15 protein-coding genes are annotated in these 16,156 nt (G+C 62.7%); 4 read left to right on the top strand and 11 right to left on the bottom strand.

Features of this window, described 5'->3' with window-relative positions; all coding sequences use genetic code 11:
* Positions 1-124: 124 nt before the first annotated feature.
* From ACFOW7_RS07115 to ACFOW7_RS07145, 7 genes are all read right to left on the bottom strand, one after another.
* Positions 125-2,617, bottom strand: coding sequence for a phosphoketolase family protein (locus ACFOW7_RS07115; protein ID WP_378162544.1), 2,493 nt, complete (start codon positions 2,615-2,617; stop codon positions 125-127).
* Entirely contained in the window at positions 2,614-3,513 is a 900-nt protein-coding gene (locus ACFOW7_RS07120) for a ribose-phosphate pyrophosphokinase (protein ID WP_378162546.1), read from the bottom strand. The genes ACFOW7_RS07115 and ACFOW7_RS07120 overlap by 4 nt, the downstream gene beginning before the upstream one ends.
* The gene (locus tag ACFOW7_RS07125; protein WP_378162549.1) at positions 3,506-5,011 is read right to left on the bottom strand and encodes a thymidine phosphorylase family protein; all 1,506 of its coding nucleotides are present in this window, start codon (positions 5,009-5,011) and stop codon (positions 3,506-3,508) included. The genes ACFOW7_RS07120 and ACFOW7_RS07125 overlap by 8 nt, the downstream gene beginning before the upstream one ends.
* Complete coding sequence (locus ACFOW7_RS07130; RefSeq protein ID WP_378162552.1) at positions 5,008-6,378, bottom strand: MBL fold metallo-hydrolase RNA specificity domain-containing protein; 1,371 nt, start codon at positions 6,376-6,378, stop codon at positions 5,008-5,010. The genes ACFOW7_RS07125 and ACFOW7_RS07130 overlap by 4 nt, the downstream gene beginning before the upstream one ends.
* Positions 6,379-6,641: 263 nt before the next feature.
* Positions 6,642-7,145, bottom strand: coding sequence for an Hsp20/alpha crystallin family protein (locus tag ACFOW7_RS07135; RefSeq protein ID WP_378162554.1), 504 nt, complete (start codon positions 7,143-7,145; stop codon positions 6,642-6,644).
* Between the two features lie 55 nt (positions 7,146-7,200).
* Entirely contained in the window at positions 7,201-7,602 is a 402-nt protein-coding gene (locus ACFOW7_RS07140; RefSeq protein WP_378162555.1) for an Hsp20/alpha crystallin family protein, read from the bottom strand.
* A 22-nt stretch (positions 7,603-7,624) separates the two neighbouring features.
* A complete protein-coding gene (locus tag ACFOW7_RS07145) occupies positions 7,625-8,065 on the bottom strand; it encodes an Hsp20/alpha crystallin family protein (RefSeq protein ID WP_378162557.1) in 441 nt (146 codons plus the stop codon).
* Between the two features lie 163 nt (positions 8,066-8,228).
* On the opposite strand from ACFOW7_RS07145, the gene ACFOW7_RS07150 reads away from it, so the two are divergent.
* The 4 genes from ACFOW7_RS07150 to ACFOW7_RS07165 all read left to right on the top strand — a co-directional run bounded on the left by ACFOW7_RS07150 (position 8,229) and on the right by ACFOW7_RS07165 (position 10,836).
* Entirely contained in the window at positions 8,229-9,158 is a 930-nt protein-coding gene (locus tag ACFOW7_RS07150) for a DnaJ C-terminal domain-containing protein (protein ID WP_378162559.1), read from the top strand.
* A gap of 14 nt (positions 9,159-9,172) precedes the next feature.
* A complete protein-coding gene (locus tag ACFOW7_RS07155; protein ID WP_378162561.1) occupies positions 9,173-9,487 on the top strand; it encodes a chaperone modulator CbpM in 315 nt (104 codons plus the stop codon).
* Positions 9,488-9,544: 57 nt separating this feature from the next.
* A complete protein-coding gene (locus ACFOW7_RS07160) occupies positions 9,545-10,084 on the top strand; it encodes a macro domain-containing protein (protein WP_378162563.1) in 540 nt (179 codons plus the stop codon).
* Positions 10,085-10,248: 164 nt separating this feature from the next.
* A complete protein-coding gene (locus tag ACFOW7_RS07165) occupies positions 10,249-10,836 on the top strand; it encodes an NAD(P)H-dependent oxidoreductase (protein WP_378162565.1) in 588 nt (195 codons plus the stop codon).
* 253 nt (positions 10,837-11,089) lie between these two features.
* Here ACFOW7_RS07165 and ACFOW7_RS07170 read toward each other — a convergent pair whose 3' ends face one another.
* From ACFOW7_RS07170 to ACFOW7_RS07185, 4 genes are all read right to left on the bottom strand, one after another.
* The gene (locus tag ACFOW7_RS07170; protein ID WP_378162567.1) at positions 11,090-12,415 is read right to left on the bottom strand and encodes an alkaline phosphatase D family protein; all 1,326 of its coding nucleotides are present in this window, start codon (positions 12,413-12,415) and stop codon (positions 11,090-11,092) included.
* A gap of 2 nt (positions 12,416-12,417) precedes the next feature.
* On the bottom strand, positions 12,418-13,026 hold the full coding sequence (locus ACFOW7_RS07175; protein ID WP_378162569.1) for a MotA/TolQ/ExbB proton channel family protein: 609 nt from the start codon (positions 13,024-13,026) through the stop codon (positions 12,418-12,420).
* 55 nt (positions 13,027-13,081) lie between these two features.
* Positions 13,082-15,361 carry a TonB-dependent receptor gene (locus tag ACFOW7_RS07180; protein WP_378162572.1) on the bottom strand — a complete coding sequence of 760 codons (2,280 nt, stop codon included), beginning with the start codon at positions 15,359-15,361 and terminating at the stop codon, positions 13,082-13,084.
* A gap of 75 nt (positions 15,362-15,436) precedes the next feature.
* Positions 15,437-16,150 (bottom strand): energy transducer TonB family protein, encoded by a 714-nt coding sequence (locus ACFOW7_RS07185; protein ID WP_378162574.1) that lies wholly within the window; start codon positions 16,148-16,150, stop codon positions 15,437-15,439.
* Positions 16,151-16,156: the final 6 nt, after the last annotated feature.

Here is a 16,156-nt window from a genome sequence, read left to right on the forward strand (position 1 = left end):
TTCCCACCGCGCCTTTTGACGAGGATTTTTGCCTTTTTAAATTATTTATCTCTATGTTACTCACTGGATCTTGAAGATATTTTTCCTGATTTTTTCCAAATAAACGCCGACCAAGCCGCCAGCCTCAACGCAGTTCAGCCGGATCACCCAAACCCAGCACGGCATCCCGTTCTTCCGGCGTCAGCCATTCATCGAGTCCGCAATGAAGCAGACCGGCAGCCGCGGCCAGCACATGGGCCCAGGTGGCCTGATTGGCGTACAGCATTCCGGCCGCATCGAGCGTGCCGCCACGGTTGCGAAAACCCAGCACCCGGGTGTGCTGCGGACCGGTATCGATGGTGCGTAAGGTGCCGATCAAGGGTTCAGGCCGGGTATGGGTCAGAATCACCCGCTGAATCAAACGGGTGGGAAAGCAGCGTGCGACGGCATCGGGATCGGCCAAGATCGTGGCCTCGATTGCATCGCGTGCCAGCCGCAGCCGTCCCGGTTCGTACAGGTAGACCAGACTATGTGCCACTTCATGCTCGGCAAGCCGGCGCGAAGCGCGCAGCATTTCGGTCAATTGATAGGCACCGACTGCCACCAACAACAGCCGCTCATCGTCGGCGCCGCTGCCATGGAGGCGGACAAAGCCATCGCGCACCATGGCCTCGGCCTGGTCCCGGCTCAGACGGGTCGGCACCGTGCGCTTGGGCGCCACCACGCACCAGATCTGGCCACGGCTGCGATAACAGGCGTCGAGCGTGGCCACGGCGCCGTTCCAGTCAGGCGGAAAGACCACTCGGGCCCGGTCGTTCATTTCGCCGATCCAGGCTTCGGCCAGCGTGGTGTCCTGATGGGACAGCTCGTTCTTGCCGTTCTCCCAGGCGTGCGAAGACAGCAACAGCGGGAGGGACAGCCAGCCGGGCGGCCGACCGGCCTCGCTCTGGTGGCGGGCAAACAGCACCTCCTGCCGCAGTGCTCCCAGCATCTTGACGGCGAACGCCTCGTAGCTGACCGCGAGATTGAGTCCGCCCTTATTAGCCAGCACCGCGCTGATCACCGCTTCCTCATTGAGCGCGGTAATCACCCCACCCGTGATCGACTCGGGCGCACCGGCTTCAGGATGGGTGGCGCGATGCTGGAAGCGCTCCAGCGTCTGCGCCATGCCATTGCTGCGCAACTCATCGGGGTTGCCGACCCGCACGCGCAGTTGCGGGTTGGCAGCGGCAATCGCGCAGAACGCCGCATCGCAGGCCGCCATCGGCGACAGCGTGCCGGGCGCCTCGCGCCAGGGCAGCTCGGTGCGGCGCAGGTCGGGCTGACGCCGGGTCAGCGCATGGTCGCGTTCAAGCGGCCGTTGCTGTGCGTCATGGGTATGCAGACAGGCAAGCGCCGCGTCCAGCTCCGACGGCGACACCCATAAACAGGCCGTCGCCGCATTGAAGCGCTCACGCGCCGTATCATCGGAAGCCGGGTTGGCCCCCAGCGGCAGATTGTGGGCCAGATTGCTGCCAGCACCGGGAAAGCCGAAGCCCTTGGGCGCATGGGCAATGGCATAGGGCAGCCGCACCGGATAGCTGGCCTTGCCCGCCGCCACCGCAGCGGCCTCGGCCTCAAGATGACGTTCCATCTCCAGAATGGCCCAGGCAAACGCGGCCGGGTCGGTGCCGTCGATTTCGACCGGATCGAAGCCGTTGAGCTGTAGATGCTCGATAAACCACGCCACCCCACCATCCTGCTCGACCCCGCTGCGCTGCTCGATACGGCGGCCGTTCAGGATCATCACCGGCAGCGCCGCACCGCAATCCTCGGCCCGCCACCAGCGCGGCGCCCAGTCGCTGCCGCGCTGTTCCTCGAAGGCGCCGTCGCTCAGAAAGGCCACCAGCGTCTCGCCGGGCAAGGGCATATGGACGTATTGCAGCTCGGCAAACCCCAGATAGCCGCCTTCGATCAGACCACCCGCCGTATGAGCATTGACATGGCTGCCAAGCGGCGCCGCCGGCTGGCCGTTGGCGTCGATGGCGTAGCGGTAGAAATCCTGGCAAAGCCGGCTCAGCCCCGCCTCATCGGTGCCATAGCGCTGAGCCTGCTCGGGATGGAGATTGCCCAGCAGGACATTGACCGCATCGATTGCCGCCACGCAATGGCCCTGCCCCATCAACCAGCTCCGGGTATGACCGCTCAAGGCATTGGCCAGCAGATAGCCGACATAGGCCGGCACCATATTGAGCGAGCCACCGGTATGGCCTTCGGGGGAAGGCTTGAAATCCTCTTCGGTCAGCGGCGCCCCATCGAGCCTTACCCGTCGCGCATAGGTCATATGCGCCACCAGCCACATCGCCGCGCTGCATAAGCGGTCGGCCGCACGCAGCAAGGCCAGCGCCTTTGCTTCTTCGAGATGTTTGAGCAGCCCGCGCACCCGATCCTGGGTCACCGAGGCATGGGCGATCACCCCATAACCGGCCGCCCACTCGGCAAACGCCGGGTCGTCCGGCAAAGGTGCCGCCACCTGCGGCATAAAGGCACTGCTGCGGCCGATACGCAGCTTTTGATAAGGGAAACCGAGCCGGCCATCGCGCTGATGCGACAGCGCGTCGGGACCATCGGGCTGCAACAGATCGTGGAGCTTGCTCATCGGGATTCTCCAATCAGGCCGCGCAACGCCTCGGCCAGCAGCGGGACCAGATCGATCCGGTTGGTAGGATGAGGAATGCTGTTGCTGCTGACCACCTGCGCCGCCCCGCTCGCTTCGAGTGTGGCCAGCGCGTCGCCGGCGAGGATGGGATGGACCGCCACGCAAACGGGTGCCACCAGGCCGGCTTGCTTCAGCCGCGCAACGGCCGCGGCCATGGTCCGGCCGGTCGATAAGATATCGTCGAGCAGTACCGGCGTATGGTCACGCCAGGTGGCAACGTCAGGCAGCGATACGCTGACGTTGCGGTCGCCCTGCCGCACCTTGCTCAACACGATATACGGTGCGCCCAGCCGGGCGGCCACAGCGGCTGTCCAGGGTTCGCTTTCGCTGTCGGGACCGACCAGCAGGGGCCGCGTGACCTCGTGCCGCAGCCAGTCGGCCAGTGCCGGCGCAGCGGTGAGCGCGACGGCCTCGCAGCGATAAATCTCATCAAGATGCCGGTAGCGATGGAGATGTGGCTCGACCGTCAGCAGAAAATCAAAACTATCCGACAAGATCCTGGCATAAGTCCGCGAACTGATCGCTTCGCCCGGGGCAAAGCGGCAGTCCTGACGCAGATAAGCCAGATAAGGCGCAATCAGCCCGACGCGGCACGCCCCCAGCTCACGTGCCGCGTCGGCAGCGAACAACAGCGGCAGCGTCTTGCGCGCCGGGTCGTCGAGGCTGCCCAGCAAGACCACGCAGCGGCCGCTCAGGTTTGCAGGCACCGTCACCCGTACTTCGCCATCGGGAAACCAGTGCAGTTGCAGCGACGCCCATTCATAACCGCAGGCCGTCGCCAGTGCTTGAGCCAGGGCCTCCTGGCCTGGGAAAACCAACAGCAGCGCATCAGTCATGGTGAATTCCAATCACGCCCGTCTGCTCCGCCGCATAGCGTGCGGCGTAACGCAGCTCGCCCGGGGCTTCGGCATGCAGGGTAAACAAGGGCTGGCCGGCTTCGACCCGCTGCCCCAGCTTGATATGCAGATCGACCCCGGCTGCCTTGGCTTCCGGGGCACCGGCCAGTTTGGCAATGCGGGCAAGGACCCGATTGTCGATCTGGGTCACCCGCCCGGCCTGAGCGGCCGTGACCACTTCGGTCAGCGGTGCACAGGGCACACTGCGCAAACCGCCCTGGGCCTCGCAGATTGCTTCGAACTGACGCCAGGCCAGCCCCTGCTCCAGCAATTCGGCCGCCCGACTCATGCCTTCGCCGGGAGCAGCCGCGTCGCCCATTTCGAGCACCCGACCAGCGAGCCACAAGGCGCGCAGCCGCAGATCGCCCGGGGCCTCCGCGTCGTTACGCAGCACCTGCAACAGATCGCGCGCTTCGAGCGCCGGACCGATGCCGCGACCGATGGGCTGGCTTCCGTCGCTCAGTACCGTCTCCACCATCAGTCCCAGCTCGGCCCCGACCCGGCACAGCCGCTTGCTCAATTTGCGCGCAAGCACCGCTGAGCGTACTTTGGCGCTCGGCCCGACCGGCAGATCGATCAATACCCGGTCCGAGCCGGCAGCGATCTTCTTCGACAGGATCGACGCCACCAGTTGGCCGTCGCTATCGAGGTCGAGCGAGCGTTCGATTCGGATCAGCAGATCGTCGGCCGGGCTGAGCTGCATGCCGCCGCCCCATACCACGCAGCCGCCGGTACGCTCGACCACCCGGCGGATGGCGCTCAGATCGAGATCGACCGGCGCCAGCACTTCCATGGTGTCGGCAGTTCCGGCAGGCGAAGTAATGGCACGCGAAGACGTCTTGGGCATCAGCAGGCCCGCCGCGGTGACGATGGCGACCACGATAGGCGTGGTGCGATTGCCGGGCAGGCCACCGACACAGTGTTTATCGACCACCGGATGGCTCCCCCAGTCGAGCCGGGCGCCAGCCGCCACCATGGCCCGGGTCAGTGAGGCGGTTTCGCGGATATCGAGCCGCTCGCCGGCACAGGCCGCGACAAAGGCAGCCAGGTGCAGGTCCGACAGCCGGCCATTGACGGTGTCGGCCACGATGGCTTCGAAATGCGGACCGTTGAGCCGGTGGCCGTAGAGTTTTTCCCGGATAAAGCTCTCGGCCCGCAGTACCGGCACATGGGAGAAATACAGCTGGTCGCCTGCCACCACCCCGAGTCGCTGCTGGGCGGAAACGCTCAGCGACACTTCATCGATGCCCAGCAGATCGCTATGCACGGTATTGAGGGTGGCGATCAGGCTGTGTCCATTGGCCGCGACCACCAGCCGGGTCTGCGCCGCAAACCCCTCGGCACGGCAGATATGGCAGCCCGCGTTCATATACACGATATGGTCGTGGGCGCTATCGATGCCGAGCGGGCGAAAACGTAAGCCGCTGGGACGATTCATGATGCGCTCAGCTCGATCCGTTGCAGATAGTCGGGCACGCTGGCCGACCAGTGCAGTTCGTTGCCGATCCGGCGGCGCAGCGTATCGGCGGCGTCGGGCTCGCCATGGACCACAAAGGTATGGCAAGGCGCTCGCTCGAAGCCGCGCAGCCAGTCGAGCGTCTCGTCGGCGTCGGCATGGGCCGAGAAATTGGGCACGCTCTCGACCCGGGCCCGGATCGGCACTTCTTCGCCATAGATCCGCACGGTCCGCGCCCCGCCCAGCATGGCCGCACCCCGGGTACCACCCGCTTGAAAGCCCGAGAAAACGATGGCATTGCGCGGATCGGGCGCAAAGGCGCGGATATGGTGGAGCACCCGCCCTCCGGTCGCCATCCCGCTGGCAGACAGGATGATCATCGGCCCGTGCCGGGCGTTGAGTGCCTTGGACTCCTCGACCGATTGCACCACCGTGGCAACCCGGCACATGGCGGTGCATTCCTCCCGGCTCAGCCGGTGCTCGCCCTGATGGCGCAGAAAGATCGTGGTGGCATCGACCGCCATCGGACTGTTGAGAAACACCGGCACCCGCGGAATCTCACCGGCCTCCTGCAAGCGATACAGCAGATAGAGCAGGCTCTGCGCCCGTCCCACGGCAAAGGTCGGGATCACCACCACGCCCTGGTGGGCCACGGTATTGCGGATGATCTCGCCCAGCCGCACCCGGGGGTCTTCGGCCGCATGCTGCCGGTCGCCATAGGTCGATTCGACCAGCAGCCAGTCGGCTTCGCGCACCAGCGCCGGCGGCTTCATGATCAAGTCGTTGGGCCGGCCCAGATCGCCGGAGAACACGATCGTCTGCCCTTCGGCACGGATTTCCACGCTTGCCGCACCGAGGATATGGCCGGCCGGTCGAAAACGCAGCGTCACGCCAGGACCCAGTGCCATTTCCTGCTCAAACGGCAATGGCCGCAATGCGCCAAGACAGCGTTCGGCGTCACGTTCGGTATAAAGCGGCAAGGCCGGGCTGTGTTTGGAGCTATGGCGCAGATTGGCCCAATTGGCCTCTTCCTCGAGCAGATGGCCGCTGTCGGGCAACAGGATGCTGCACAGATCGCGGGTGGCCTCGGTGCAGTACACCGGCCCGCGGAAACCCTCGCGCACCAGCAGCGGCAGATAACCGCTGTGATCGAGATGGGCATGGCTCAGCACCACTGCGTCGATCTCGGCCGGATCGCACGGCAAGGGTGCCCAGTTGCGCAGCCGCAGTTGCTTCCAACCTTGAAACAGACCGCAATCGACCAGCAGCCGCAGGCCGCCCACCTCAAGCAGATATTTCGACCCCGTCACCGTATTGGTGCCGCCCAGAAAGCTGAGGTGGATAGCCATAAATCCTCCAGAAGCATGCAGGTAAGCATTCGGCGAGAGCCAGCCCGGTATGGCCCTCTGCTAAGCAGGCTACGCCTGTGTCTAAAGGTAATATTGACCAGAATCAAACCGTAACCAGCATCAACCTTGGCCTGTTTGCGGTCGCCTAAAGCTGGACGATAAAAAGCAAAATATCCTGCAAAAACATTTGCAAGATATTTTGCTTTATCTAGAAGAAAATTAATGAAAAGCGCAGTTCAGTCAGTGAGACCTGCCGAACCGTGTCAGTCAGGACTGATCTGGATCGAACGTGGTTTTTCGCGCTGGGTCTTGGGCAGGTCAACCCGCAGTACCCCGTTCCGGTAAGAAGCATTGGCCTGCTCGGCCAATACCGGCGCCGGCAAGGGCACCACGCGGCGGAAGCTGCCATAGGCGCATTGCAGCATACGCCAGCGGCCGTTATCGCTTTCACGCTGGAAGCGTTTCTCGCCGCTGATCACCAGCTTGTCGCCCTCGATATCGATCTGGATATCCTGCTTGTCCATCCCGGGCAGTTCGAGCCGTACCACCACGCGCTTGTCGTCCTCGAACACATCGCCGCCCAGCATCGACCAGCCGTGGACCGGCAGATAGTGGCCGTCATCGACCTCGCTGCGGTCGGGGAGCTGCGAATTCTGCGCAGGCTTGAAGTAAGTCAGTGCGCTGGTGGCCGATTTGCTCAGCTGGCGCCAGCCTTCGGTCATCGACTCCCAGAGCTGTTCGAGTCCCTGTTTGAAATCATTGGCCATCTTGCTCTCCTTCAACGGGCCGCCGCGGCGGCCCGCCCGTCATGATGCCTATCGACTATCTGGCCGCACCGGCCACCTTGACCTCGATCTTGCGCGGCTGCACCTGCTCGGTCTTGGGAATGCGCAGGGTCAGCACCCCATGGTGGAACTCTGCCTGCACCTTGTCGGCGTCCAGTTCCTTCGACAGGGTGAACACCCGCTGGTAGCGCGGCAGGCTGACCTCGACATGGCTCGATTGCAGCCCTTCGGGGATTTCCAGACCGAGCTGACCTTCGATGGTCAGGGTATTGGCCTCGATCTGTAGGCTGAGCTTATCGCGCGGCACACCGGGCAGATCGGCATAGAGGGTGATCCCTCTGCTGTCTTCGATCACCTGGACCGGTGGAATCAGGCTGGCCTCGCTGCGGGCCTGCTCCTGGGTCTGGTTTTGACGGTTGGCGACGCTAGTGTTGTCCATGATCCTGTTCTCCTTACTTACCTTACTGGATGCTGATACGGCGCGGCTGCGGGGCTTCTTGACGCGGTACGCGGATATGCAGCACGCCATCCTGGTAATTGGCCTGGACCGAGTTGGGGTCGATATCGTCGGGCAGGGTGACGACACGACGGAAACGGCCGCTGAAGCACTCGTCGATATGCAGCGTGGCCTTGTCCTCGGGCTTGGGCTGGGCCACCTGCCGCTCGCCGGCGATGGTCAGTACGCCTTTTTCGATCTGTACATCGAGACTGGCCGGGTCGATGCCCGGCGCGAAGGCGTAGATTTCCACCGAACGCGGGGTAGTTCCGATATTCATCGCCGGAAAGCCGCCACGGGCGATGCCCCGAATGCTGGGGGACAAGTCGTAGGAATGCTGTAGTTCGCGCTGGAGACGGTCCAGTTCGGCAAACATATCGCGGGGGAACAGACTACGGTAGAACATAACGAGATCCTCCTTTTCGCACTGTGCGACCCGTAACCGGGCCGCCCATTGCCGTATATCAGAGCGCTCCTCGCCAACTTCAAGACCTTGAATTTTCGCCTTTTCACCGCATCTACACGCGTAGCGCAAAAAAGCTGCAAGTGATTGATTCTGGAGAACTTGTATGCAATTTCACGACTACTATCAAACCCTGGGGGTAGCGCGCGATGCCACGGCGGAGCAGATCCGCACGGCCTTTCGCAAGCTGGCCCGCCAGTATCATCCCGATGTCTCCAAAGAAGCCGATGCCGAAGTCCGGATGAAGGAGATCAACGAGGCTTATACGGTGCTGTCCGACCCCGAGCGGCGGGCTGCCTACGACCAGTTGGGTCAGGGCTTCCAGGCCGGACAGGATTTCCGGCCGCCGCCCAATTGGGATACGGGCTTCGAGTTTTCCGGCACCGGCTTTGGGGGGCATGGGGCTGCCGATTTCAGCGATTTCTTTGCCGAGCTGTTCGGCCGGATGGGCGGCGCGCATGGTTTTCAGGGCCACGGCGCACGCCAGGGCGAAGATCACCACGCCAAGATCCAGCTCGACCTCGAAGACGCCTTTACCGGCCCTACCCGGCAGATCACCCTCAAAGTCCCGCAGACCGACCCGCAGGGCCGGGTCCGGCTGGCGCATCGGACGCTCAATGTGCGGATTCCACGCGGGGTATGCGAAGGCCAGCTGATCCGGCTCGCCGGTCAGGGCGCACCGGGGCCGGCCGGCAGGCCGGCGGGTGATCTGTTGCTCGAAGTGCATTTCAAGCCGCACCCGCGCTTTCGGGTCAGCGGCCGCGATCTGCATCTGACCTTGCCGGTGGCGCCATGGGAGGCGGCACTGGGTGCGGTGGTCGAAGTCAGGCTGCCTGACGGCAGCGTCAAGATGCGCATTCCGGAAGGTGCGCAGAGCGGCCAGTCGTTGCGGGTACGCGGCAAGGGGATTCCGGGTAATCCAGCAGGCGATCTGCTGCTCGAACTGGCTGTCAGGCTGCCACCGGCCGACACGCCGCAGGCGCGGCAGCTGTATGAGACGATGGCACGCGAACTGGCATTCGATCCGCGCCGCTAAGGAGGGCTTGAGCGATGGACAACAAGGTCTTGATCGGCAGTCTGATGGAAGAAAGCTGGCTGACACTCGAACAGATGGCAGCTATCTGTCAGGTCGAGCATGAATGGCTGTTGCGCCATATCGACGAAGGGTTATTTCCGCAAATCGAAAGCGTTGCCGGCATCTGGCGCTTCTCCAGCCCGATGGTGTCGCGGGCCCGGCGTATGCGCTGGATCGAACGAGATTTCGATGCCGTGCCGGAGTTGGCGGCCTTGGTGGCAGATTTGTTGGAGGAGATGGATACGCTGCGGAAACAGCTTGCCCAACGTTCACCCGATTGGCCGCTTTAAACTGATTTCTGTATAGTGGCGCCCCGCTTTATGCGGGGCATTTTTATTGATTAATCAATGCTTTCAAAAGAAGGGAATAGGATGAAACAAATTAGCGGCAATCTGCTGGACCTCGCTGAAGCCGGTCAGTTCGACCTGATCGTTCATGGCTGTAACTGCTTCTGCACTATGGGGGCCGGCCTCGCCAAAACCATCAGGCAACACTATCCCGAAGCCTTCGCCGCCGACGCAGCCACCGTGGCGGCCGACCGCAACAAACTCGGCACATACAGCATCGCCACCATTCGACGCGGCCCGGTCGAGTTCCTGATCGTCAACGCCTATACCCAGTACGACTGGCGCGGTCGCCATATCAAAGCCGACTACGATGCCATCCGCTCGGTCTTTGCCAGATTGCGCCAGACGTTTCCGGATAAACGGATCGGCTACCCATTGATCGGCGCGGGTCTGGCGCGCGGCGATTGGAAACTTATCTCCAGCATTATCGAGGCGGAACTCGCTGGTATGGACCATGCCCTGGTCGTACTTCCCAACCAGGAGCCGCCAACAAAATTCTGTGCAATAAGCCTGACGAGACCTATACACCATGGCAAATGAAGGACGCAGAAATCTGCCGAGCAATGCTTGAGCATCTTCCCTAACCCCCATTTGATTATGTAAATAAAAGTCACACAATAAGCCATAGGAAAATTGCGTTGGATCAACGCGGCTCCCGCCACCCGCTTCCAGAATGAGGCTTCACTCGGCGGAGCAAAAACATCATGGGCAAGCGCATTGTGCTGATCCAGGGCCATCCTGATCTTGGTGAGCGTCATTGGTGTCATGCACTTGAAGCGGCGTATGCCGAAGGAGCGCAGGCGGCAGGGCATGAAGTGGAGCGGATCGATATTGCCACCCTCCAGTTTCCCCTGTTGCGCAGTCAGTACGACTGGGAGCACGGTAGCGTCCCTCCGGCGTTGGAAGAACCGCAGCGCCTTATCAAATGGGCCGAACATATTGTGATCTTCTTCCCGCTCTGGCTGGGCGATATGCCAGCGCTGCTCAAGGGTTTTCTGGAGCAGATAGCGCGGCCGGGTTTTGCCTTCACCGGGGAAGGCAAAAATCCTTTGGCACATAAAGGACTAACCGGACGTTCCGCCCGGGTGGTGGTGACGATGGGAATGCCTGCTGCCGTCTACCGGCTATATTTCCGCGCCCATAGCGTCCGCTCGCTTGAGCGCAATATTCTGGGTTTCGTGGGCATGTCGCCGGTCAATGAGACGCTGATCGGCTCGGTCGGCAACCTCGATATGGTCGAAGCCGGCAAATGGCTGGGCCGCCTGAGAAAGCTCGGTGCGGCGGCTGAATAAGGGACCAGGCAGGGAGTTCGTCTCCCCTGCCCCTCCGCCACCACACACTCTCTCAAGGCATTATGTATATTCCCATCACTATATAAATTTCCAGAAATCCGAGTCATCAGGCTTCAAAATAAAAAATTCTGCAAAATAGTTTCAACATTTGCTGCGCCATATAGATAAAAATGAAAAACGCCAGCATGGAAGCCTCCATAGCTGGCGTTTTTGCCGACGGCGGACATACCGGTCCACCGCGATTCCAAATCACTTACTTGGGATAAGTCAGTTCAGCCCGGCTCAATGCTTTTTCCCACTTCACTTCACCGTCGGCGTTGATCACCTTGATCACCACCCGGCGCTCAGCCTTTTTGCCCTGGAACTCCAGCGAGCAGAAGCTGCGCTCGCCCGCCACCAGCGTGCCTGGCACCAGTTCCGGCTGCTGGTTGAGCTTGGGGTCGTTATGGCCGCCCGAAGTCAGCGGCGAGCAGGTCAGATCGTAGAGCGGATAGCCGTTGCGGCGCTCGACGCGGCTCAGTTGGGCGCGATGGACATCGCCCGACATAAAGAACACGCCTTCGAGCCTGACCTTCTGCATCCAGTCGAAGAAAGCCTCGCGCTCGGCCGGGTAGTCGTTCCAATCGTCGGCCCGCTCCTCGTTGCGCAGGAACAGGCTGCCGCCCACCACCACCTTGAAGGCCGCGGTCGAACCAAGCAGCGCGTTTTTCAGCCAGCGCATCTGTTCCGGCCCGAACATCGTCTTGTCGGGGCTGGCGGGCATGGCCGGATCGTCGCGGTAGCTGCGGTTGTCGAGCAGGAAGAAATCGACGTCGTTGAAACTAAAGGTGGTAAAGGCCCCCGGCAGCTCGGGCAGACCGAAGGACGGATTGGGCCAGTAGCGCTGCTGCAGCTTCAGGGCCTCGCCCTTGAAGACAAAGCTGCGGTTGGCGTCGTTGGGACCATAGTCATGGTCGTCCCAGATCGCCGCATGGCCCCCAACCTGGAAAATCGACTGCATATAGCCCTGGCTGCGCTCACGCTTCCAGCGGTAGGCCATGCCTTCGGGGCTCGAATAGTCGACTTCGCGGTAATAGACATTGTCGCCAAGCCAGAGCGTCAGATCGGGCTTTTGCTCGGCCATGCGCGGGAAGATGGTCAGATGGCGGTCGCCGTAGGGCTTGCCCGGACGGTCGAACGGCGGCTCGTTGCCGTAATTGCACGAACCGGCCACCACCTTGAAATCGGGCGCATCACGGCGCCACTGCCACAGTTCCTGGGTGGCGAACTGCAATTCCTTGCCGACCGGCTTGCCGTCGAACAGCACCCTGTAGCCATAGCGCTCGCCCGGTTCGAGCCCGAACAGGCGAATCTTGGCGGAGAAGTCCTCGGCCGCGCCGAGGACCTGAACTTCACTGCGTCGACGGGTCTTGGGCGCCGACAGCGGCCAATACTCGACGCTGGCACGGGCGGCGCCGTCGGCTTGCAGCCACAGCGTCACGCCACGATGCGTAGGCGGCCCGGCCATCGGCCCGGCAACCAGATCGGCGGCTGCGACACCGCCCCCCAACAGCAGGGCCAACAGGGCAGGACGCCACATGCTTACTCTTCCTTGTAGTGAGTGCCGATACCGGCGCGCAGCAGCAGGATCTTGATATGGTCGTTGATGCGCTCGACCCGTTCCTGGAAGTGGTTGAAGAACACCAGACCGAACAGCGCGATCGAGATACCCAGCGCGGTCGCGAACAGCGCCGTACCGATACCCTTCGATACGCCCGACGGATCGGAAATACCGCTCGAAGCCAGCACCGCGAAGGTATCGATAATACCGAGAATGGTACCCAGCAGACCAAGCAGCGGTGCGGCGGTAACGATGGTGTCGAGCAGCCACAGACGCTGATGGAGCTTGGCTTTCATCGCGATATAGATCGCGTCCGACATGTCTTCGAGGTCGGAACGGCGACGGAGCTGGTCTTTGGTCTCCAGCATCTGACGCAGCACATCGACCGGAACCGAATCACGATTCACCAGTTCCTTGGGCAGCTCGCCCAGGTCGTGGATATCGTGGTGCATCACGGCTTCCAGTTCGCGCGCATGCTTCATGGTCACGAAATAGAAAATCAGCCGCTCGCCAATGACGAACACCGCCAGCGCGGCGCAGACGTACATGGCGTAGAAGGAAATATCGTGCAGGATTTTGACGCTATCCATGGTCTCAGTCTCGCTGTGAGCGGCGGGGCAGCCCCCCGCCGCATCGGGTCACGCTTTAGAAATCGGCCGAGAACACCACGCTGGTAAAGCGGGCGTTACCGATATCGTAGTTGGGCGAGAACGCCGCCACGCCGCCGTAGGCCACCGCATTGGTGGACGTGCTCGGGATACCGGCCAGATAGTTCTTATCGAACAGGTTCTGCACCGACAGACGCACCGAAGCGTTGCGGAACCAGGCGGTGTCCTTGAAGCGGTAGCCGGCGCTCAGATCATAGACGGTGGCCGAGCTGATCGACTCGTCGTTGGTCAGGTCGCCATAGCGCTTGCCGGTGTACTTGGCCGACAGGCTGGTGCTGAAACCGCCCAGCTGATAGGTCACGCCAGCCGAAGCCAGCAGACGCGGGGTGTCGACCATCTGCTTGCCCGACGTCGGCAGTTCGACCAGCTGACGGTTGGCGCCCTGGGTCTTGAAGTTGTCGAGCTGCTTGGAGCGGGTCAGGGTCAGCGAACCGTAGCCCGACAGACCGTTGATCGGCCGCGAAGCCATTTCGAGTTCCAGACCGCGGACTTCCACATCGCCCACGTTGTAGTTGCGGCGCGTGCCGTCTTCATCCTGGCGCGAAGCCTGGCGATCCTTGAAGTCGACCGAGAACAGCGAACCGCTGAAGTTGAACAGCTCGCCCTGGAAGCGATAGCCCAGGTCGATATTGATCGAGCGTTCCGGGTTGATATCGCGGGCCGAACCGTCGGGGTTGCGCTCGAACAGCACGAAGTTCTGCGGAGCGCGGAAGTTCTTCGACACGGCAGCAAACAGATGGCTTTGCTGGTCGATCTGGAACTTGGCCGAGGCATTGGGCAGGATCTGGTCCCAGCTGCGGCTGACTTCGCGGTACTGCGCCTGGGTTTCCGAGCCCGAACCGTAGTCGTAGCCTTCACGTTCGGTCTTGGGCGTGCGCACGCCGACCAGGAAGCTCCACTTGTCGCCCAGCGAGAACGCGTCTTCGGCGAAGAACTGGGTTGCGGTGGTGATGGTGCGCCAGTTGCGGTTCTGGTAGATCTGGCCGTCGTTGCGCAGCACCACCGAGCCATCGGCCCAGTCGTCCATCGGACGGCCGTTGTCGTCGATAAAGACGTAGGGCTGGGTCTGACGATGGCGGGCACGTTCCCACCACAGGCCCAGGCGCAGCTTGTGGTCGTTCAGTTGCCAGTTGAGGCGGGCCGTCACGCCGGGACGGTGGGTGACGGTCTTGGAGATCCGGTAGAAAGCCACCGTATCGAGGCGGTCGCCGTCGCCGTTGAGGTCGCGGCCGCCGGTGGTGAAATCGGCTTCGCGCAGGGTGTTGCCGTTGGCACCGCCGCCGAAGCCGTACCAGAAGTACGGTTCGAGGTTGAAGCTCATATTGGCGCCCAGGGCCACGGTAGCCTTACCGGTGAACAGGGCGTTCTCGAACGGGTTCTTGTTGAGGTCGTAGTAGTTGGTCAGACCGCTTTCGCTGTCGGCCCGGCCGGCAGTGACGCGACGGCCGCCGAAAGTGCCGTCGTAGTCGTAGAAACGGCCGAAGGTCTGATAGTTCTGCTTGCTGGTGCGACGCAGGAAGTGGTTGACCGCCTTGTTGTAGTCAACGCCGGCCGACACCGAATGGCCGCCGCCGATATTCCACACCGACTTGGCGGTGACGTGGGTACGGTCGGCCTGGCCAACACCGCGCCACTTGTCCGACTCGGCCTTCGACACCGACAGGAAGGACTTGACCGGACCGGTCTTGCCCGTATCGAGACGGACAAAGGTCTTGAACATATGGTCGTCGCCGACGGTCTGGCTGAACTTGACCCGGAACCTGTCGAGCGGGTTCTGCGACACCATACCCACATTGCCGCCGGTGGCGCCAACGTGCGGGGCGTCGTTGTCGGTGGTGCCCTGGGTCACGAACACTTCTTCGAGGTTCTCGGCGTCGCTGTATTCCTGCGGGAACACGTCATAGCTGCCCGAATCGTTGACCGGGGCGCCGTCGATGGTGAAGCCCATCTGGCTGGCCGAGAAGCCACGGATGGTCAGCGTGCCGCCGAACAGGCCGGTGGCGTCCTGCGAGGAGGCATTCACGCCCGGCATCTGCGAAATCAGTTGATACGGGTTGGCCGTCGCGGGTTTTTCTTCGATGGCCTTCTTGCCGACCGAGGAACGGGCCTTGGCGGTTTCTTCCTGGATCATCTTGCCGCCGCCGAAGGCGCCGGTGCCTTGAACCTTGATCTCACCGACGCTGACGCTGTCGGCGGCCCAGACGGTGCTGGCCAGGCCCGCGATCAACGCGGCGATATGAGTCTTTCTGAAATACACGGTGGTTCTCCCTGTTTATCTGATCGGGTGGACCGCGCCGGCCGTGCCGACGCGGACGAAAACGGTGGCGGACGCCTATTCCTGCTGCGGCGGCGTATAGGTCAGCACAGCGGTAAAGCGCTGCGAGTCCTTGCCGGCAAACGCGTCGTCGGGGATGTGCTCGACCTTGGTGACACGCTTGAGGAAGTCGCGCGTGGCGGCATTGAGCAGCATCGAATCGGCAGGCTTGTCGATGCCCGAATCGATCACCCGGCCATCGCGTGCCACCAGCAACCAGACCTCGACCTTGCCTTCAGGCCGTTGCAGCGAGGCTTCCTTGCCGGTCGGGTAACGCTTGACCTGCTCCAGGTAGTTGCGCAGCTTGGCGATATACGCCCCTTCAATGGCCGCACTATTGCTGACCTTGGGGGCCGGCGGCTGCGGCGGAGGCGGCGGCGGTGTGTCGGCCTTGGGCGGCGGCGTCTCGGCCTTGGGCGGCGGAGGCGGCGGCGTCGGGCTCGGGTCGGGCACCGGCGTCTGTACCGGTACGGGCGCGGGCTTGGGGGGTTCGGGCGCCGGTTGCGGTGCCGGGGCCGGTTCGGGCGGCGGCGGCGTCGGTTCTGGCGGGGGTGGAGGCGGCGGCGGCGGCGGCGGAATCTCGCTCTCGTCGATCAGTTGCACCTCGACCGGCGCCTCGTATTTGGGTTTGACCGAGGTGGCGTTCTTGAAACCGCCGCCTACCAGGGCTGCCACCACCAGGGCGGCGGGCAGCGCCGAGACGATATCGCGATAACGGTACAGAGAAGACATCGACGG

The organism is Chitinimonas lacunae (genome assembly GCF_042650885.1).
Lineage (GTDB): Bacteria > Pseudomonadota > Gammaproteobacteria > Burkholderiales > Chitinimonadaceae > Chitinimonas_A > Chitinimonas_A lacunae.

Coding starts and splice junctions, on each gene's coding strand:
- ACFOW7_RS07115 (WP_378162544.1), bottom strand. CDS start 2,617: ATGAGCAAGCTCCACGATCTGTTGCAGCCCGATGGTCCCGACGCGCTG.
- ACFOW7_RS07120 (WP_378162546.1), bottom strand. CDS start 3,513: ATGACTGATGCGCTGCTGTTGGTTTTCCCAGGCCAGGAGGCCCTGGCT.
- ACFOW7_RS07125 (WP_378162549.1), bottom strand. CDS start 5,011: ATGAATCGTCCCAGCGGCTTACGTTTTCGCCCGCTCGGCATCGATAGC.
- ACFOW7_RS07130 (WP_378162552.1), bottom strand. CDS start 6,378: ATGGCTATCCACCTCAGCTTTCTGGGCGGCACCAATACGGTGACGGGG.
- ACFOW7_RS07135 (WP_378162554.1), bottom strand. CDS start 7,145: ATGGCCAATGATTTCAAACAGGGACTCGAACAGCTCTGGGAGTCGATG.
- ACFOW7_RS07140 (WP_378162555.1), bottom strand. CDS start 7,602: ATGGACAACACTAGCGTCGCCAACCGTCAAAACCAGACCCAGGAGCAG.
- ACFOW7_RS07145 (WP_378162557.1), bottom strand. CDS start 8,065: ATGTTCTACCGTAGTCTGTTCCCCCGCGATATGTTTGCCGAACTGGAC.
- ACFOW7_RS07150 (WP_378162559.1), top strand. CDS start 8,229: ATGCAATTTCACGACTACTATCAAACCCTGGGGGTAGCGCGCGATGCC.
- ACFOW7_RS07155 (WP_378162561.1), top strand. CDS start 9,173: ATGGACAACAAGGTCTTGATCGGCAGTCTGATGGAAGAAAGCTGGCTG.
- ACFOW7_RS07160 (WP_378162563.1), top strand. CDS start 9,545: ATGCTTTCAAAAGAAGGGAATAGGATGAAACAAATTAGCGGCAATCTG.
- ACFOW7_RS07165 (WP_378162565.1), top strand. CDS start 10,249: ATGGGCAAGCGCATTGTGCTGATCCAGGGCCATCCTGATCTTGGTGAG.
- ACFOW7_RS07170 (WP_378162567.1), bottom strand. CDS start 12,415: ATGTGGCGTCCTGCCCTGTTGGCCCTGCTGTTGGGGGGCGGTGTCGCA.
- ACFOW7_RS07175 (WP_378162569.1), bottom strand. CDS start 13,026: ATGGATAGCGTCAAAATCCTGCACGATATTTCCTTCTACGCCATGTAC.
- ACFOW7_RS07185 (WP_378162574.1), bottom strand. CDS start 16,150: ATGTCTTCTCTGTACCGTTATCGCGATATCGTCTCGGCGCTGCCCGCC.